This window comes from Magnetospirillum moscoviense (assembly GCF_001650635.1).
Lineage (GTDB): Bacteria > Pseudomonadota > Alphaproteobacteria > Rhodospirillales > Magnetospirillaceae > Magnetospirillum > Magnetospirillum moscoviense.
The window spans coordinates 37,065-56,160 of record NZ_LWQU01000152.1; the positions used below are offsets into that span (position 1 = coordinate 37,065).

General features: G+C 65.5%; 14 protein-coding genes. 7 read left to right on the top strand and 7 right to left on the bottom strand.

The window, feature by feature from the left end; translation table 11 throughout:
• Positions 1-50: 50 nt before the first annotated feature.
• Genes dxs through A6A05_RS13285 form a run of 3 tightly spaced genes read right to left on the bottom strand, consistent with a single transcriptional unit; the run spans position 51 to position 3,141 of the window.
• Complete coding sequence (dxs, locus tag A6A05_RS13275; RefSeq protein WP_068501943.1) at positions 51-1,967, bottom strand: 1-deoxy-D-xylulose-5-phosphate synthase; 1,917 nt, start codon at positions 1,965-1,967, stop codon at positions 51-53.
• Positions 1,968-1,978: 11 nt separating this feature from the next.
• A complete protein-coding gene (locus A6A05_RS13280; RefSeq protein WP_068501946.1) occupies positions 1,979-2,887 on the bottom strand; it encodes a polyprenyl synthetase family protein in 909 nt (302 codons plus the stop codon).
• 8 nt (positions 2,888-2,895) lie between these two features.
• The gene (locus A6A05_RS13285) at positions 2,896-3,141 is read right to left on the bottom strand and encodes an exodeoxyribonuclease VII small subunit (RefSeq protein WP_068501950.1); all 246 of its coding nucleotides are present in this window, start codon (positions 3,139-3,141) and stop codon (positions 2,896-2,898) included.
• A gap of 296 nt (positions 3,142-3,437) precedes the next feature.
• Here A6A05_RS13285 and A6A05_RS13290 point away from each other — a divergent pair, with 296 nt between their 5' ends.
• The 3 genes from A6A05_RS13290 (at position 3,438) to A6A05_RS13300 (ending at position 7,765) form a co-directional block, all read left to right on the top strand.
• Positions 3,438-4,823, top strand: coding sequence for a ribulose-bisphosphate carboxylase (locus A6A05_RS13290; RefSeq protein WP_068501953.1), 1,386 nt, complete (start codon positions 3,438-3,440; stop codon positions 4,821-4,823).
• 47 nt (positions 4,824-4,870) lie between these two features.
• Entirely contained in the window at positions 4,871-5,764 is an 894-nt protein-coding gene (locus tag A6A05_RS13295) for a phosphoribulokinase (RefSeq protein WP_068501956.1), read from the top strand.
• A gap of 306 nt (positions 5,765-6,070) precedes the next feature.
• Positions 6,071-7,765, top strand: a complete 1,695-nt coding sequence (locus A6A05_RS13300) for a methyl-accepting chemotaxis protein (RefSeq protein WP_216635801.1) — start codon at positions 6,071-6,073, stop codon at positions 7,763-7,765.
• 303 nt (positions 7,766-8,068) lie between these two features.
• On the opposite strand, the gene A6A05_RS13305 is transcribed toward A6A05_RS13300, so the two are convergent.
• Positions 8,069-9,811, bottom strand: coding sequence for a sensor histidine kinase (locus tag A6A05_RS13305; RefSeq protein WP_068501959.1), 1,743 nt, complete (start codon positions 9,809-9,811; stop codon positions 8,069-8,071).
• Between the two features lie 263 nt (positions 9,812-10,074).
• Here A6A05_RS13305 and A6A05_RS13310 point away from each other — a divergent pair, with 263 nt between their 5' ends.
• Positions 10,075-10,785: a response regulator gene (locus tag A6A05_RS13310; RefSeq protein ID WP_245644297.1), complete on the top strand. Its 711-nt coding sequence runs from the start codon at positions 10,075-10,077 to the stop codon at positions 10,783-10,785.
• Here the strand turns inward: A6A05_RS13310 and A6A05_RS13315 are convergent.
• Genes A6A05_RS13315 through A6A05_RS13325 form a run of 3 tightly spaced genes read right to left on the bottom strand, consistent with a single transcriptional unit; the run spans position 10,775 to position 15,210 of the window.
• Positions 10,775-12,685, bottom strand: a complete 1,911-nt coding sequence (locus tag A6A05_RS13315) for a response regulator (protein WP_068501964.1) — start codon at positions 12,683-12,685, stop codon at positions 10,775-10,777. The genes A6A05_RS13310 and A6A05_RS13315 overlap by 11 nt on opposite strands.
• Complete coding sequence (locus A6A05_RS13320; protein WP_068501966.1) at positions 12,682-13,128, bottom strand: response regulator; 447 nt, start codon at positions 13,126-13,128, stop codon at positions 12,682-12,684. The genes A6A05_RS13315 and A6A05_RS13320 overlap by 4 nt, the downstream gene beginning before the upstream one ends.
• A 39-nt stretch (positions 13,129-13,167) precedes the next feature.
• On the bottom strand, positions 13,168-15,210 hold the full coding sequence (locus A6A05_RS13325) for a sensor histidine kinase (protein WP_068501969.1): 2,043 nt from the start codon (positions 15,208-15,210) through the stop codon (positions 13,168-13,170).
• Positions 15,211-15,309: 99 nt separating this feature from the next.
• On the opposite strand from A6A05_RS13325, the gene A6A05_RS13330 reads away from it, so the two are divergent.
• The 3 genes from A6A05_RS13330 (at position 15,310) to A6A05_RS13340 (ending at position 19,038) form a co-directional block, all read left to right on the top strand.
• Positions 15,310-15,750: an NUDIX hydrolase gene (locus tag A6A05_RS13330; RefSeq protein WP_068501972.1), complete on the top strand. Its 441-nt coding sequence runs from the start codon at positions 15,310-15,312 to the stop codon at positions 15,748-15,750.
• A gap of 77 nt (positions 15,751-15,827) precedes the next feature.
• Positions 15,828-17,378 (top strand): PAS domain-containing sensor histidine kinase, encoded by a 1,551-nt coding sequence (locus tag A6A05_RS13335; protein ID WP_082910954.1) that lies wholly within the window; start codon positions 15,828-15,830, stop codon positions 17,376-17,378.
• Positions 17,379-17,511: 133 nt separating this feature from the next.
• Positions 17,512-19,038: a bifunctional aminoglycoside phosphotransferase/ATP-binding protein gene (locus tag A6A05_RS13340; protein ID WP_068501978.1), complete on the top strand. Its 1,527-nt coding sequence runs from the start codon at positions 17,512-17,514 to the stop codon at positions 19,036-19,038.
• Positions 19,039-19,096: the final 58 nt, after the last annotated feature.

The following is a 19,096-nucleotide window of genomic DNA, read 5'->3' on the forward strand; positions in this document are numbered from 1 at the left end:
ATGATGGCTTCCGCCAGGTAGTATCTATTGCTTATTTATGATGTTCTAAATTAGGCAATCGCCGCATTGACCCGCTGACCCAGCGCGTCCAGCACCGTGGCAACGATCTGCGGGGCGTTCAGGCCGGCCTGGTCATACTGGACCGTCGGCGCATCATGCTCGATGAAGCGGTCGGGCAGCGCCATCGGCCGCACCTTCAAGCCCTTGTCCAGCGCGCCCGACAAGGCCAGTAGATTAAGAACATGGCTGCCGAAGCCGCCGATCGAGCCTTCCTCGATGGTGATCAGCACTTCGTGCTCGCGGGCCAGGCGCAGGATCAGCTCCTCGTCCAGCGGCTTCATAAAGCGGGCGTCGGCGACGGTGGTCGAAAGACCGCGCGCCGCCAGATCGTCGGCGGCGGCCAGCGCCTCACCCAGGCGGGTTCCCAGCGACAACAGCGCCACCCGGTTGCCCTGGCGCAGCACCCTGCCCTTGCCGATGGGCAGCACCGAGCCGCGTTCAGGCAGATCGACGCCGACACCCTCGCCGCGCGGATAGCGGAAGAAGGACGGACGATCATCGATGGCGGCGGCGGTGGCCACCGCATGCATCAGCTCGGCCTCGTCTGACGGGCACATGAAGACATGGTCGGGCAGGCAGCCCAGGAAGGCCAGGTCGAACGAGCCGGCATGGGTCGCCCCGTCGGCGCCGACCAATCCGGCGCGGTCGATGGCGAAACGCACCGGCAGGCCCTGCAACACCACGTCGTGGACCACCTGGTCGTAGCCACGCTGCAGGAACGACGAATAAAGCGCGCAGAACGGCTTGAAGCCCTCGCAGGCCAGGCCGGCGGCGAAGGTCACCGCATGCTGTTCGGCGATGCCGACATCGAAGCAGCGTTCGGGATGCTTGTCCGCGAACTTGTCCAGTCCAGTCCCGGCCGGCATGGCCGCCGTGATGGCGACAATGCGGTCATCGTGGGCGGCCTCGGCCAGCAGGCCGCGGGCGAACACCGAGGTATAGCTGGGCGCGTTGGCCTTGGGCTTGGCCAGCTTGCCGGTCACCACGTCGAAGCGGCCGACGCCATGATACTTGTCGGCGGCTTCCTCGGCCGGCGGATAGCCCCGGCCCTTCTTGGTCACCACATGGATCAAAACCGGCTTGGTTTCGGCCGAATCGCGAACGTTCTTCAAGACCGGCAGCAGGTGATCGAAATTGTGGCCGTCAATCGGGCCGACGTAATAGAAGCCCAGCTCCTCGAACAAGGTGCCGCCGCCCGAGACCATGCCGCGGGCATATTCCTCGGCCCGGCGCGCCGCGCGCTCGAGGGGCGGCGGCAGCATGGCGGCGATGTCCTTGGCGAAATGGCGAATCGACAGATAGGGCCTGGACGACAACAGGCGCGACAGATAGGCGCTCATGGCGCCAACCGGCGGGGCGATCGACATGTCGTTGTCGTTCAGCACCACCACCAGGCGGCTGTCCATCGAGCCGGCATTGTTCATCGCCTCATAGACCATGCCGGCGCTCATGGCGCCGTCGCCGATCACCGCGACGACGTTGAAATTCTCGCCCTTGAGGTCGCGGCCCACCGCCATGCCCAACCCGGCCGAGATCGAGGTCGAGGAATGACCGGCCCCGAAGGGGTCGTACTCGCTCTCGCTTCGCTTGGTGAATCCCGACAGGCCGCCGCCTTGACGAAGCGTGCGCATGCGGTCGCGCCGGCCGGTCAGAATCTTGTGCGGATAGGCCTGATGGCCGACGTCCCAGATCAGCTTGTCGGCCGGGGTCTGAAAGACGTGGTGCAGCGCCACCGTCAGTTCCACCACGCCAAGGCCCGCCCCCAAATGGCCGCCGGTGATCGACACCGATTCGATCATCTCCTGACGAACCTCGTCGGACAGTTGGCGCAGCTGCTCGACAGAAAAGTCGCGCATGTCGGCCGGAACGTGGACCTGGTCCAGCAGGCGGGTGGACGAGTTGGTCATAATGATCTTCCTTAGGTCCGCCGCTCGACGATATAGAGCGCGGTCGAGCGTAGCAGGTCGGCCTTGTCGCCGAAGGGTTCAAGGTGACGGCAGGCCTGGTCGGCCAGCATTTTGGCCTGGGCGCGGGCCCGGTCGATGCCCAGAAGCGAAACGAAGGTGGCCTTGCCGGCCTCGGCATCCTTGCGCAGCGCCTTGCCGACCTGCTTCGCGTCGCCCTCGACATCCAAGATGTCGTCGGCGATCTGGAAGGCCAGACCGATCTCACGCGCGTAATTCTTCAAGGCCAGCCGCAGGGACGATGCCGCCTTGCCCAGGATCGCCCCGGCCTCGCAGCCGTAGCTGATCAGGCGACCGGTCTTCATCTGCTGCAGGCGGGTGATGTCGTTGACGTCCATGTCCAGGCTGGCCGCCTGCAGATCGACCATTTGACCGCCGACCATGCCCTGGCCGCCGGCGGCGTGGGCCAACTCGCCCACCAGCTGGCAGCGGACGGCCGGGTCGCAATGGGTGGCCTCGCCGGCCAGAACTTCGAAGGCCCGGGTCAGCAGGCCGTCGCCCGCCAACAGCGCCGTGGCCTCGTCGAACTTCTTGTGGCAGGTCGGACGTCCACGGCGCAAATCGTCATCGTCCATGCACGGCAAATCGTCATGGACCAGCGAATAGCAATGGACCATTTCAAGGGCGGCCGCCACCCGGAGCGCCGACGAAGGCGAAACGTTGAACAGCGACGCCGACTGCATCACCAGGAACGGCCGCAAACGCTTGCCGCCATCCAGGGTGGCATAGCGCATGGCGTCATGGACACGCCGTTCCGGGCACTCGCCGGCCTGCAGCAGCAGATCGAGCTCGGCGTTGACTTGGGCGGCGGCGGCGGCCAGCGCCTCGGACAAGCGGCGGGATTGCGGGGACATACGGGGCATGACGATCCCTATTCCACTGCCGCCGGGGCCACCGAGACCGCCCCATCCGGCCCCAGCACGATCCGTTCGACCCGGGCCTGGGCTTCCTTCAGACGGGCCTCGCAATGGGCGCGCAGCTTGGCGCCCCGCTCATAGGCGGCGATGGCATCGTCCAGGCGGGTCGCGCCGGTCTCCAGCCGTTTGACGATCCCTTCGAGTTCGGCCAAGGCCTCCTCGAAGCTGAGCGCGGCGATATCGGGCGGAAGATCGGCCATCGGCGTGAAAACTCGCGGTGGAATGTGAAGCGAAGGGCGGGAGTTTACGGATCACGCCACCGGAAGGCAAGCCTCGCGCCATTCAGGGTGGGCACGCCCCACCCACCGCATTTCACACTCGACAGAAACCGCCCGTTCGCCACACTTTCGGGGGGTTTTTCTGCCACCCATGTAATTGAGCGAGCCACCCCGCCTGGGTGTTTCGGGTGGCTTCGGTCTTTGGCAATGTAGCGACAGTTGAAGCCAAACCATATCACATGGGCAGCAAGACCCAACCCGGACGAGGAAAAGAGACGATGGATCAGTCCAAGCGCTACTGCAATTTCGCCCTCAAGGAAGACGAGTTGATCGCCGCAGGCCGGCATGTGCTGTGCGCCTACATCATCAAGCCCAAGGCCGGTTACGAGCCGATTTCCACCGCCGCCCACTTCGCCGCCGAATCCTCGACCGGCACCAATGTCGAAGTCTGCACCACCGACGACTTCACCCGCGGCGTCGATGCCCTGGTCTATGAAGTGACCGAGCAGACCGGCGGCGAGTATCTGATGAAGATCGCCTATCCCAACGAGTTGTTCGACAGGAACGTCATCGACGGCCGCGCCATGATCGTGTCGTTCCTGACCCTGACCATCGGCAACAACCAGGGCATGAGCGACGTCGATTACGCCAAGATGCATGATTTCCACGTGCCGCGCGAAATGATGATGCTGTTCGACGGCCCGGCCATGAACATCACCGACATGTGGCGGGTGCTGGGCCGGCCGCAGGTCAATGGCGGCATGGTGGTCGGCACCATCATCAAGCCGAAGCTGGGCCTGCGCCCCAAGCCGTTCGCCGACGCCTGCCACCAGTTCTGGCTGGGCGGCGACTTCATCAAGAACGACGAACCCCAGGGCAATCAGGTGTTCGCACCCTTGAAGGACACCATCACCCTGGTGGCCGACGCCATGGAGCGCGCCCAGCAGGAAACCGGCGAGGCCAAGATCTTCTCGGCCAACATCACCGCCGACGACCCCTTCGAGATGATCCGCCGTGGCGAACTGATCCTCGAGATCTTCGGCAAGAATGCCAGCCATGTCGCCTTCCTGGTCGATGGATATGTCGGCGGCCCGAGCGCCATCACCACCTGCCGCCGCTACTTCCCCGGCCAGTTCCTGCACTACCACCGTGCCGGTCACGGCGCCGTGACCTCGAAGCAGTCCAAGCGCGGCTACAATGTGCTGACCCACATGAAGATGGCCCGCCTGCAGGGTGCCTCGGGCATCCACACCGGCACCATGGGCTATGGCAAGATGGAAGGTGACAAGAACGAGAAGATGGTCGCCTACATGCTGGAACGCGACGAGGCCGACGGCGTCTATTACCGCCAGGATTGGCACGGCATGAAGGCCACCACGCCCATCATCTCGGGCGGCATGAACGCGCTGCGCCTGCCCGGCTTCTTCGACAATCTGGGCCATTCCAACGTCATCCAGACCTCGGGCGGCGGCGCCTTCGGCCACAAGGACGGCGGTACGGTCGGCGCCAAGTCGCTGCGCCTGGCCCACGAGGCCTGGCTGCGCGGAGTCAATCTGGTTGACTTCGCCCTGGAACACCCTGAACTCAAGGGAGCTTTCGAAAGCTTCCAGGCCGACGCCGACAATATCTATCCTGGCTGGCGCGAAAAGCTGAAGGTGCGCTGAACGTTTTCCAACGAAAAACGATAACGCCGACCAAAGAGAGGCAGGCCGTGTCCAGGAAACACCCCATCATCGCCGTCACCGGCTCGTCCGGCGCCGGCACCAGCACCGTCAAGGAAGCCTTCGAGCATATGTTCCGGCGCGAAGGCACCAAGCCGGCCATCGTCGAGGGCGACAGCTTCCATCGCTACAATCGCGTCGATATGAAGAAGGCGATGGGCGAGGCTGAAAAGCAGGGCAACCGCCATTTCAGCCACTTCGGAGCCGACGCCAACCTGTTCGGCGACCTGGAGGAGCTGTTCCAGCGTTATGGGGAAACCGGACGCGGCCGCCGCCGCTTCTATATTCATAATGACGAGGAAGCCGCTCGCTTCGCCGACCTGGGCGTCAAGTCCGGCGAGTTCACGCCCTGGGAAGAACTGAACGACGGGACCGACCTGTTGTTCTACGAGGGCCTGCACGGCTGCGTCGTCACCAAGGACTGCAATGTCGCCCAGCATGTCGATCTGAAGATCGGCGTGGTCCCCGTGCTGAACCTTGAATGGATCCAGAAGATCCATCGCGACACCAAGATGCGCGGCTATTCGGAAGAAGCGGTGATGGATACCATCCTGCGCCGCATGCACGATTACGTGCATTACATCGTGCCGCAATTCAAGCTGACCGACATCAACTTCCAGCGGGTGCCGATCGTCGATACCTCGGACCCGATCATCGCCCGCGACATCCCCACCGCCGATGAAAGCCTGGTGGTGATCCGCTTCAGAAAGCCCGACCGCTTCCGCGTCGACTTCCCGTTCCTTCTGCAGATGATCAAGGATTCGTGGATGAGCCGGCGCAACACCATCGTCGTGCCGGGCGGCAAGATGGGCCTGGCGATGGAACTGATTCTGACCCCGATCCTTCGTCGGATCATGGAAGACCGCAAGTCTCTCATGGGATGACGGGGGAGTCACACTAGGCCGGCATCCGTTCCGCGGATGCCGGCCTTTTCTTTGGTTGATTGCCTACTTCCTTTGCAGCAACGCACAGCCCCTTCGATTGTGCTACGATCCCCGTAGGTGTCCGAGGCGCCCCGTCAAGAAGGCCGCAGCCGGCTCACCGACCGGAGAGGCTGATGTCCATTTACACGAAACCGACGGGACCGGACCGAACGCGCTTGGCCGCCGCCGGGGAGACGAATATTCGCTGAACAGCCTTAGCCGGTCTGCCACCAAACGGGCGCGCTTCGCCCTTAAGGGATGGGAGACATGCCAATGATGGGCTTCCTGCGTATCCAATCGATCATGGTCCGCCTGTTCGGCCTGGTCGCCCTGGCCGCTGTCGGTCTGGTCGCCCTGGCCACCTTCGCCGCCTTCCAGATTCGCGACCAGATGATGGAGGCGGCGATATCCAAGACCCGCATCCTGTCCGAGGCCACCCGCGATATCGCCAAGGCCTTCGATGCCCGCGCCAAGGCCGGCGAGTACGACCAGGCCACCGCCCAGAAACTGGCCAAGGACGCCATCCGCGCGTTGCGCTATGCCGGCGACGAATATTTCTTCGTCTACGATTATGACGGCATCAACCTGGTGCACGGCTCGAAGCCCGACCGCGAGGGCAAGAACTTCATCGATTCGAAGGACACCAACGGCTACGTCTATATTCCCGACATGATCAAGCTGGCCAAAGCCGGCGGCGGCCACCTGTTTTATTGGTTCCCCAAGGCCGGCAGCACCGAGCCGTCCCGCAAGGTTTCGTCGGTGGCGGGGTTCGCGCCCTGGAACTGGCTGGTCGGCACCGGGCTTTATCTCGACGATGTCGATGCCGCGTTCATGTCGGCCCTGAAGAAGTTCAGTCTGATCGGGCTTTCCATCCTGGTGGCGGTGTCGGGCATCGCGTATCTGCTATCGCGCTCGGTGGCGTCGCCGCTGGGGCTTCTGGCCGACGCCACCGAACGCATCCGCACCGGCGATTTCGCCGCCGAGGTCCCGGTCACCGCCCGCGCCGACGAGATCGGCACCCTGGCCCGGGCCATCCTGGCCTTGCGCGACGAGGCGGCCGAAGCGGAAAGGATGCGCCACCAGCAAGAGCAGGCCAAGCTTGAGGCCGAGCAGGATCGCCACCGCGCCATGCTGGCAATGGCCGACAATTTCGAAAACAGCGTCCAAGGCATGGTCGACCGGATGATCGGCGCCATCAACGGTAACGACAACGCCGCGCAGGAAATGAACGGCGCCGCCCTGGAAGCGCGCACCGACGCAACCCAGGTCGCCACCGCCGCCGAGCAGGTCAACGCCAACATCCAGACCGTGGCCACCGCCACCGAGGAATTGTCGGCCTCGATCCACGAGATCAGCGGGCAGGTCCAGAACTCGACCAGGATATCCCACCAGGCGGTGGATCTGGCCGCCGCCACCACCGGAACCATCAACGGCCTGAACCTTGCCGCCCAGCGAATCGGCGAGGTGGTCAAGCTGATCAATGCCATCGCCAGCCAGACCAATCTTCTGGCCTTGAACGCCACGATCGAAGCAGCACGGGCCGGCGAAGCGGGCCGCGGCTTCGCGGTGGTGGCGGGCGAGGTGAAGAATCTGGCCAACCAGACCTCGCAGGCCACCGGCGACATCGGCGCCCAGATCGACGGCGTCCAGGCCGCCACCCGCGAGGCGGTGGAAGCGGTGAAGGAGATCACCCGGGTCATCGGCTCGATGAACGAGGTGACCGCCACCATCGCCGCGGCGGTCGAGGAACAATCGGCGGCGACCAAGGAAATCAGCCGCAACATCAACGAGGCGGCCGGCGGCGCCCACCAGGTGGCGGAATATGTCGAGAAGCTGGTCGAGGTCACCACCGGTGTCGGCGATTCGGCCAGCGTGGTGTCGCGCTCGAGTTCCGAACTCAGCGCCCAGTCGCAGACCCTGCGAACGGAAATCGAAGGCTTCCTGTCCCGTGTGCGGGCGTGATCGGGCCTAAAATGTAAAAGGGGGACGCCGTTGGGGCGGCGTCCCCCTTCATATTCCGCCCCGGGATCTGGGGTTCGGGGATTGATCCCGCGGCGGAAAGGTACGAGGGAGAGCGTTTTGGGGACCACTCTCCCTCTGGACTGACCAGCGATGCTGGGGTTCGGGGACGTACCGCCGATCAGTCCATTCCTATTCGGTTGAACGAGAGGGACCCCGTTGGGGGACGAGATCCCTCTCTATCGACCCTTGCGCGGCACTGGGGTTCGGGGACGGCCGCGCCAGGGGCGATTCGAAGTCGAAAACTCACGCGGCCTGCGCGTCCCGTCCCTCCTGCTTGCACCGAACGGTCATCGGCAAGGTGAACAAGAACGTGCTGCCTTCACCCGGGACCGATTCGACCCAGATGTGCCCGCCCAGGTGCTCGACGATCCGCCGCGCCGTAGCCAGGCCGATTCCGGTACCGTCTTGACCGTCAAGGCCGCGCAGGCGATGGAAAATCTCGAACAGACGGATGCGGGCCGATTCCTCGATGCCGATGCCGTTGTCGCGCACCGCGAAGGTGGCGACCCGGCCGTCATCCTTGGCCGAGACCTCGATCATCGCCGGCCGACCGGGACAGCTGTAGCGCACCGCGTTGTCCAGCAATTGCGTGAAGATTTCCGTCAGGCTGCGGTCGTCGGCGGCCACGTCGGGCAGGCGGCCGACCTTGACCATGGCGGACTTCTCCCGCAGCGGCTCGGCCAAGCGCTCGGTCGCGGCGGTGACGGCGCCTCCGGCCGACGTCAGGGCATCGACCTCGGGCAGATGGTCCACCGCGACATAGGCTTCCAGGTCGCTGACCAGCTTGCGCATGCGTTGGGCGCCGGCGACCACTTGGGCGACATAGTCACGCCCTTCGGCGTCGAGCGCGTTCTCGGCATGCTTGGCCAACAGCTGGGTATAGGCGACCACCCGACGCAGCGGCTCTTGCAGGTCGTGGGCGGCGACCTCGGCGATGCGTTCCAGGTCGGCGACATAACGCTTCAGGCGCTCGCGACTGGCGACCAGTTCGGCCTTCTTGCTGGCCAGGGCGCGGGTGGTCAGTTCCTGGCGGTGCACCAGCCGGTAAAGCAGCGCCAAGGCCGCCCCCATGGCGACGGTCAGCAACATTCCCGAAACGATGTCGTCGAACAAGGTGTCGGCATGGGATGCCAAGACGTCGTCGATCGAGCGCCCCACCACCACCGCCATCGGCTGCTCGGTCAGCGTCCGGTAGCCGAGCAGACGCACCGTCTCGCCCAGGAAGCCCGGAGCCCGGATCGATCCGACCCGGCTGTCGAATATCTGCTCGATCAAGGCCTGGTCGGCGACGCGACCGCCGATCTGCGGCTTGCCGGACGAGATGGCCGCCCGGATCACCCCGTCACGCCCGACCAGCGCCACCGCGCCGTTCGGCCCGACATCGATCGAGCGATAGATTTCGGTCAGATAGGACGGGTCCAGCGACACCACCAGCACCCCGGCCAGGCCGCCATCGGGGCGGTCGAGACGCCGGGTCAGCTGGATCGACCACTTGCCCGAGGTCCGCCCCTGGACCGGCTTGCTGATGAACAGCGTCGAATTGGGCACCAGATGGACCTGGAAATGTTCGCGATCGGCCAGGTTGACCGGGGCAAATCCCGGTGTGGTCGAATCCTTGAGCATGCCACGGGCGTCGAGCAGCGATATCTGCAAGGCGATTCCACGGGCGGCGGCCACGTAGCCGACGGCGGCATTCAGGCTGAATTTGTCGGGATCACGCTGGTACTCGGCCTTCAGCACCAAGAGCGTCTGGTCCAGGCCGGCAATGGTCCGCTGCAGATGGGCGTCCAGCACCTGCGCCAGGTTGGACACGCCGGTCGCGGCATCGACCAGAACCCTGGTCCGCTCGCGCCCGATATGCCAGGCGATGCAGCCCCACAGAACCGCGATCACCGCCAAGCCGAAGACGATGACCGAACGGCCGGCGTCGAAACTGAACGCGCGGCTCAGGTTAGGCAGCGATGACGGGGGCTGTGGCGCGATCACGACAAGAGCCAGTAAGTGGAGGCCGCCGCCCTGTGTCCGGCCCTGTCGGCACGACACTGCGCCCATCCCAAAGCGGCGGCGGCCAACTCGGAATTATCGATCGACTGAGACACAACCGGTGAGAGGACCGAAGCCAACACTTGCAAACTCTCCTGTATTGGGATTGTTTATACTTCTTGGTGATCAATGGAGTTACGGCTCTAGGTGAAACTTCCACAAACCCACATTGAATGAATTGTAAACAGCCGACGGGAGTCCCCTTAGTGCCCGGTCCCAATAAAGCCCACATCCTGATCGTCGAGGACGAACCGGTCACCCGGACCAAGCTGGCCGCCCAGTTGGTCGCCGAGGGTTTCCAGGTCTCGGAAGCGGCCGATGCCCGCGACATGCGCGCGATCGTGTCACGCACGGTTCCCGACGTGGTGTTGCTGGATATCAATCTGCCCGACGAAAGCGGCTTGATCCTGGCCCGCGACCTGCGGTCGAAATCGTCGGTGGGGATCATCCTGGTCACCGCGCGCCAGGACGAGACCGACCGCATCGTCGGCCTGGAACTGGGCGCCGACGACTACATCACCAAGCCGTTCAATCCGCGGGAATTGGCGGTCAGGGTGCGCAACCTGATCCGGCGGGTCGCGCCCAGCATGGCTGCCGAGCGCCAGGCCACCGGCATCTTCACCTTCGCCGGCTGGAAGCTGGATTGTGACGCCCGGCAATTGCTGTCGCCCACCAACGAATCGGTGCGGCTGACCCGGGGCGAGTTCGACGTGCTGACCGCGCTGGCCCGCAATGCCGGCCGGGCGCTCAGCCGCGACCAATTGCTCGACCTGACCCAGCATGACGGCGAAGCGGTGATCGACCGCACCATCGACGTGCTGGTCGGACGGTTACGGCGCAAGATCGAGGCCGACCCCAAGCGGCCGGCGATCATCGTCACCGTTCACGGCATCGGCTATCGCCTGATCAACGGATGATTTCGTCCAGCGCCTGCAGCGATCGCTCCCACAAGCCGGCCAGTTCCCCGACCTGATCCAGCACGACGGCATCGTCGGCGCGGGCGGCATTTTCCAGGGCTCGGCATCGCTGCGCCAGCGCCCCCATGTGCAGACTGGAGGCGGCCGACGCCATCCGGTGGATCAATTGCCCGACCTGGGCCAACTGGCCCGCTTCGGCAAGGCGGGTGATTTCCGCTAGATCCTTGCCCGACGACGACCGGAACAGATCGACCAGCGAACGCATGCGGTCGGCCCCCAGATCCTTCTGGTCGGCCAGGAAATCCGGCAGATTGACCAAGGCGGTAGCGGCGCCGCGCTCGCCGGTCTGGCGACGGTGCGTCGCCCCCTCGACCAGCACGGCGGCGATCTCCTCGACCCGGAACGGCTTGGACAAGCAGCCATCGATACCGGCGTCGCGCCACAGGCGGCTGTCTTGCTCTAGGGGATTGGCGGTCAACAGCCAGATCGGCACCTGCTGGCCGGCTTCGCCTTCCGCCCGAATGCCGCGCGCGGTCTCAAGGCCGTCCATCTCGGGCATGTGCATGTCCAGCAAGATCAGGTCCCAGGCGACACCATGGAAGCCCTGGACCGCCGACCAGCCGTCGGGGAAGGCGGTCACGGTGTGGCCGTGACGCTCCAGCAGCCCGACGGCGACCTCGCGGTTCACCGGATTGTCATCGACTAGCATGATGCGGCGCGGATCGACCTGGACCATCGCGACCTGCGAGTCCCGGCGACGGTGGTGTTCGTCGCTGGCCGGCTTCAACGGCACGGTGAACCAGAAGGTCGCCCCGGCACCTTCGGTGCTGTCGAAGCCGATCTCGCCGCCCATCAGCGTCACCAGCTTCTTGCAGATGGCCAGGCCCAGCCCGGCGCCGCCGAAGCGCCGGGTGTAGGAGCTGTCGGCCTGGGTGAATTCGACGAACAGGTCGGAATGGGCCGCCTGGGCGATGCCCATACCGGTGTCGATGACCGACATCCTGAGCCATCGCAAGCCGTCGGGCCGGGCCATTTCCGAGTTGACGGCGATGATGACGCTGCCCCGCTCGGTGAACTTGATGGCGTTGCCGACCAGATTGAGCAACACCTGTCGCAGCCGAAGCGGGTCGCCGACCAACAGCGGCGGCAGGCCGGCCGGAATGCGACACCCCAAGGTCAACCCCTTCTCGGCCGCGCGCGGCGCCATCATCAGGCGCAGTTCCTCGACCATGTCGCTAACGTCGAAGGGCAGTTCCTCGAGGGTCAGCCCGTCGGCCTCGAGCCGCGAGAAGTCCAAGATGTCGTTGACCAGGCCCAGCAGCAGCTCGGCCGAGGATTCGATGGTCTCGGCGAAGGTGCGCTGGCGCTGGTCGGCGACATTGTCCAGCAACAGCCGGGTCATCCCCAGGATGCCGTTCAGCGGCGTGCGGATCTCGTGGCCGATGGTGGCCAGGAACAGCGACTTGGCCCGGACCGCCGCCTCGGCCTTGTCCAGCGCGTCCTTCAACGCCCGCTCGGTCGCCTTGCGCTCGATGGCGTAACGCACCACCCGGGTCAGGATGGCGCCGTCGCTGGTGCCCTTGACCAGATAATCCTGGGCGCCGTATTTCAGCGCCTCGATGGCTTGGCTGTCGTCGTCATTGCCGGTCAGCACCACCACCGGCAGGTCGGGCGCCGCCTGGGTCAAGGCGGTCAGCGTGCCCAGCCCGGCCGAATCGGGCAGCGACAAATCGGCCAGAACCACGACGATGCCGCCCTGGGCGATACGGCCCAGCGCGCCGGCCAGACGGTCGGTGGTCTCGACCACGAAGGGCTCGCCCGGGGCCAGGCGCAGCATCCGTTCCACCAGGCGGGCGTCGGCCGGATCGTCTTCGATCAGCAGCACCCGGATCTGGGTCATGACCCCACCGGCAACTGCGCGACAGTGAACCAGAAGGTTTCGATGGCGTGGATGGCGCGCGAGAATTCGTCGGCATCCATCGGCTTGGTAACGAAGGTGTTGGCCCCCAGGGCATAGGCCTTCAGCACGTCGCGCTCGGCCTCCGAGGTCGACAGCACCACCACCGGGATGGCGTGCAACTCGGAATCGGCCTTGATCTCTTCCAGGATCTCGTGGCCCGAGCGCCCGGGCAAATTCAGGTCCAGCAAGATCAGGTCGGGCCGGCGGGCATCTTCGAAGGCCGGGCCGATGCGGCGCAGGAACGCCATCGCCTCTACCGAATCCTTGACGTGGTGAAGCTGGACGGTGAACGGCCCCCGCCGAAGGGCGATACGAACCAGGCCGGCGTCGCCCAGATCGTCCTCGATCAACAAGATGTCGTAAAGTGTCTTCGGTGTCCGCATGCCGTCAGGGGATCATGGACCGGCCGGTCAGGGCAAGAGCTAATCCTTATCCGTGTCCTGCCGGCGCAGCTTGGGCCAGGTGAAGCGGAATTCGGCGCCTTGGCCTTCGATCTGGGCCGCCCAGATGCGGCCGCCTTGGCGCTCGACGATCTTGCGGCAGATAGCCAGACCGATGCCGGTGCCCTCGTATTCGTGGCGGGCATGCAGACGCTGGAAGATGCCGAAGATGCGTTCGGCATGTTCCTCGGGGATGCCGATGCCGTTGTCGCGAATGAAGAATTCCCATTCGCCGGGGCGCTCGGCGCAGCCGATCGTCACCATCGGCCGGCGATCGGCGGCCCGGTACTTGACGGCGTTGCCCACCAGATTCTGGAACAAGCGGGTCATCTCGCCGGCCTCGCCGCTGACCACCGGCAAGCGGTCGGGAACCAAGATGTGGGCGTTGGCCTCGTCGATTTGCGATTGAAGGTCAAGAAGGGCCAGATCGACGGCGCGGCCGGTATCAACCGGGCCATCCTTGCCGATCCGGCCGACGCGGGAATAGGCCAACAGATCGGTGATCAACGAATCCATGCGCTTGACGCCGTCACGGATGAAATCCATGAACTCGCGGGTCTCGCCGTCCAGGCGGTCTTCCAGGCTTTCCTCGATCAGGCTGATATAGCTGCGCACCGTGCGCAGCGGCTGGCGCAAATCGTGGCTGGCGACATAGGCGAACTGCTCCAGTTCCTCGTTCGAGCGCTTCAACTCGCCGACCAGGCCGTCCAGGCGGCCCTCCAGCCGCTTGCGTTCCGAGATGTCCTGGATGGTGACATCGATGCGCAGCGGCACCCCGTCGGGGCCGCGGGCCAGTTCCGCGCGCAACTGGGCAATCCGCTCGACACCGTCGGGCCGGATCAGGCGGAAGTCCTCGACCACCCGGCCCGTCTCGTCGCCCAAGGCCGCCACCAAACGGTCGCGATCGTCGGGATGAACACGGGAGAAGAAGGCCGACCGGCACGCTTCCTTCTCGGCCGGATCAAGCCCCAGGACGGCGTAGAACTGATCCGACCACACCTGCTGCTCGCCCTCGGGGGACCAGGTGGCGCTGCCGATCTGGGCGACGCGCTCAGTGTTGGACAACAGCGCGCGGCCGCGCGCTTCCATGTCGCGGTAGGCGCGGTCCAGCCGTTCGACCGTTCCTGCGAAGGCCTTGCCCAAGCGGGCGATTTCGTCGTCGCCGCCGGTCTCGAATACCGAACGGTCGGTGCTGACGCTGCCGAAACCGGCGGCGGCATCGACCAGGCGGCTGAGCCGGCGGGTCAGCCGGCGGCCGACCACCATCGCCAGGACGATCACCACCAGCGGCGTCACCCCCGCCATGGCCAGGAAGAACGCCGTCAGGCGATCTTGCGGATCGCTCAGCAAGGCCGGTTCGGGCGCCAGTTCCAGCACCAGGCCGACATCGGCGAACAGGCCGGGCAGGGCTAGGCGGTCAGACACCACCATCGACCGGTCCTCGACCGCGCCGTGTTCGGCGGTGCGGTAAAGGCCCGCCCGATCCGTCACCGTGATCCGGACCTTGTCGTCACGCTGCCCCAGATGGTCGACCAAGCCTTGCAGCGGCAGCCGCAGCAGGACGCCCCAGCCGCCCCCCTCACCCGGCATCACGGCGTCCAGAACCGGCCCATCGGCATCGTCGCCCAGGCGGATGGCGGGAAGGTTGCGGGCAATGGCGTCGGCGACCCAGGGTGCCGACACCGTCGCCCCGTGATGACGGGACCCACGGTGCACCGCTCCGGAGCCATCGACCACCGCCAGCCTGGCCGGGATTCCGGCGATCTCGACGGTATTGGCCGCCAGTTCGGCACCGCCTTGCGATCGCGCCTGAAGGATCAGCAGGTCCGACGCCGACATGGCCACCAGCGCCGCGCGCTCCTTGGCCAGGTTCAACTGGCCGCGCAACAGCACCGACACCTGCGACCGCAGCAATTCGGTGGTGACCAGCCAGGCGCCGAAACCGACCAGCACCACGAAAAGCAGCGCCATTCCCGACACGGCCAGGGCAATACGGGTGGCGAGACGATCGCTATAACCGGCCATGAACGATGCCTTGCTGGCGGCAGGAAGGAAGAACGGATCGGCGAACCATAGTGCGGCGCCCCATCACCGGCAAGCCCGGACATCTGTTACACTGCCCCGATGAGCCGAGAATACCCGACCCATCCCCTGCCCGCCGTTCTGGTCGCCCTGGTCCGCGACAACCGCCTGCTGCTGGTTCAGCGGGCCAAGGAAGACATCCCGCGCAAATGGGGCCTGCCCGGCGGTCTGATCGAGCTGGGCGAGAGCCCGGCCCAAGCCGCCCAACGCGAATTGTTCGAGGAAACCGGGGTGACCGCCCGTGCCGGCCGGCTGATCGATCAGTTCGACGTGATCGAGGCCGACGACCAGGGCCGCATCCGCCTGCACTACTTGGCCCTGGTGGTCGCGTGCGCATGGATCGAAGGCGACCCGGTGGCGGCCAGCGACGCCGCCGCCGCCGGCTGGTTCGACGCCGCCCAGATCGCCTCGCTGCACAGCCACCCCAACCTTGCGCGCCTGGCCGGCCTGGTTCTGGGCACCTCTCTGGTCCCAAAGGGATGAGACCTACTCCGATTGCATCATTGCCGCCGGAAATTAACCTGGGATAATCGGAGCGTTCGGGGAGTAAGGACGCCGGCATGAGTGCTGCGACCAATGTCGTGATCGACCCTATGATTGAAGGTGCTTGGCGCGCGCTTCCCAGCGCGGTCTGCCTGTTGGCCCCCGACGACCACATCGTCTTTTGCAATGATCCGGCAAGGGCGATCCTGGCCGGCGCCGACGACTTTCGCCACTTCCCGCAGACCCGGAACTGGCGACGAATCGACGGCAGCCCCGGGCAGGTCGCCGACCCGATCGCTGCGGTCCGCGCCACGGGCGCCCCCCAGCCCCCCAGAATCATGGAGTTCCTGCGCGGAGATGCCTCGCCGCAATGGCTGGAAATCACCGCCGCCCCCTTTGCCGCCGCGCCTGGCTGCGTGGTGCTGACCGTCACCGACGTCTCTGCCCTGATGTCGGTCCATGACCGCATGGTCGAACAGCAGCGGCGCTTCCGCGCCATCTTCAACCAGACCTTCGAATTCATCGGCGTGCTGACCCCCGACGGTCGGCTGATCGAAGCCAACGCCACCGCGCTTCACTATGCCGACAAGACGATGGACGAACTGTACGGCCTGCATTTCGCCGACACGCCGTGGTGGGCGCATTCGCCGGAAAGCCAGGACCGCCTGCGCCGGGCCATCGTCGATGCCGCCAGCGGCCACTTCGTCCGCTTCGAGACCACCCATGTCGATCCGGGCGGCGACGAGATCTTCATCGATTTCTCGCTGCGCCCCGCCTTCGACGAAGATGGCAACGTCATCTTCCTGATCCCCGAGGGCCGCGACATGACGGCCCGCAAGATGACCGAGATCGCCTTGATCCAGGCCAAGGTCGAGGCGGAAGCGGCCAATCGGGCCAAGTCGCAGTTCCTGGCCACCATGAGCCACGAACTGCGCACGCCCTTGAACGCGGTGATCGGCTTTTCCGACACCATCCAGAACGAAGTGTTCGGGCCGCTGGGCAATGCCCGTTACCGCGAATATGTCGGCATGATTCACTCGGCCGGCAGCCATCTGCTCGAGCTGATCGAGGACATCTTGGACATTTCGCGCATCGACATGGGCAAGACCGAGTTGTTCGAGGAGGAAATCACCCCCGGCCCGTTGCTGGATTCGGTGATCACCTTGTTGCGCCCAAAGGCGCAGGACGGGCGCATCACCCTCAAGACCACCATCGCCGCCGGCGACATGCCCAGATTGTGGGCGGATTCCCTTCGGCTGCGCCAGATCGCCTTCAACCTGGTGTCCAATGCCATCAAGTACACCCCGACGGGCGGCAAAGTGACATTGAACGCCAAGTCCGACGACGATGGCTTTCATCTGGTCGTCGCCGACAACGGCATCGGCATTCCCGCCGATCGCATGGAGCAGGTGTGGAGCCCGTTCGGCCAGGCCGATCCGCTGTTGGCCCGCACCGTCGGCGGCACCGGGCTGGGCCTGCCGATCGTGCGCCATTACGTCCAGGCGCACGGCGGCACCATCACCTTGAAAAGCGAACCGGGCAAGGGCACCGTCGCCCATGTGGTGCTGCCGCCGTCGCGGCTGCGCCCGGCGGCCAGCCTGCCCGGTGGACAAGCCGTCACCGCCTAGTGTCCTGCCCCCGAAATTCGCATGGCGAATTACGGGGATAAGCAGGCCACCAACTTTTTGAATTGTGTGGTGATTCCGATGCCCGCATTCTGATGCGAACTTCGGAACCACCACACAAGGCCATCCTGGCCGAATGCAGCACGCGACCCAAACCGAGATCGAAGCCTTCCTGGCCGACCCTGCCACCCATGGCGGCGTCAAGCCGCGCCGCTTCGACACCCACATCTCGACAATCTTCCTGGCCGGGACGTTGGCGTGGAAGATGAAGAAGGCGGTCACGCTGCCGTTTCTGGATTTTTCGACCCTCGAGGCGCGACAGGCGGCCTGCGAAGCCGAGCAGGCGGTCAACCACCGCGCCGCGCCTACTTTGTATCAGGGCGTCGTCCCCGTCACCCGCGATTCGGGCGGCAATCTGCGGCTGGGCGGCGACGGGCAGCCCCTCGAGTGGCTGGTCAAGATGCGCCGCTTCGACCAGAAAAGCCTGTTCAGCCGCCAGGCCGCGACCGGCCGTCTGGACCGCACCGCCATCCACGGCCTGACCGAGGCGGTGTGGGCCTTCCACCGCGAAGCGCCCAAACGCCCCGACCGTGGTGGGGCCAAGGGATTGGCCTGGACTATCGACACCAACGACACCTGCTTCGCCGGCCTGATGGCGGAACTGGAGCGCGAGCGCACCATCGCCCTGACCCAGGCCAGCCGCGATTGGCTGGCCCGGCTGACCCCCCGTCTCGAACAGCGCCGCGCCGCCGGCCTGGTGCGGGCCTGCCACGGCGACCTGCATCTGGGCAATATCTGCGTGTTCGAGGGGCGCCCGACCTTGTTCGACGCCATCGAATTCTCGGATGACATCGCCAGCATCGACGTCTTCTACGACCTGGCCTTCCTGTTGATGGACCTGGAGCGCCGGGCCGGCCGGACACTGGCCAGCTACGCCCTGAACCATTACCTCGACCTGTCGGGCGATTATGGCGGGGTGGGAATGCTACCGCTGCTGCTGTCGTTGCGCGCCGCCATCCGCGCCCATGTCAGCGCCACCATCGCGCGCGGCCACCGCCACCCCAGGCGCCGCGCCCTGGTGGCCGAGGCCAACGCCTATCTCGACCAGGCCTTGGCCTATCTGTCGCCCATGCCGCCTCGCCTGCTGGCGGTCGGCGGCCTGTCGGGCAGCGGCAAGTCGCGCATGGGACGCGAACTGGCGCCGTCCCTGGCGGTGCCGGGCGCAGCGGTAGTGCGCTCGGACAGCCTGCGCAAGCAGATCATGGGGGTCGGCCTGCTCGACCGCCTGGGACCCGAGGGCTATGGCCCCGAAATGACCGAACGCACCTACCAGGCGCTATACGACACCTGCGCCGCCATCTTGAAGGACGGCCACGCGGTGGTGGCCGACGCGGTGTTCGCCAAGCCCGAGCAGCGCGAGCGCATCGAAGCGGTGGCCCGGGCCGCCGGGGTGCGCTTCGACGGCTTGTGGCTGCAGGCCGACCCGGCGGTGACGGTCGAACGCATCGCCACCCGCAAGGTCAATGTTTCCGACGCCACGCCCGAGGTTTTTCAACGTCAGCGCGATTACGACCTGGGCGACATTCGCTGGAAGGTCATCGACACCTCGGGGTCCAAGGAAGCGGCTCTTGGGGCAGGTCTAAATTGCGCTTTGGCGGGTTGAATTCCTGCCAAATTGGAGGATGATGGCTTTGCCCCCCCCGAAGCGAGGATGATGGGTG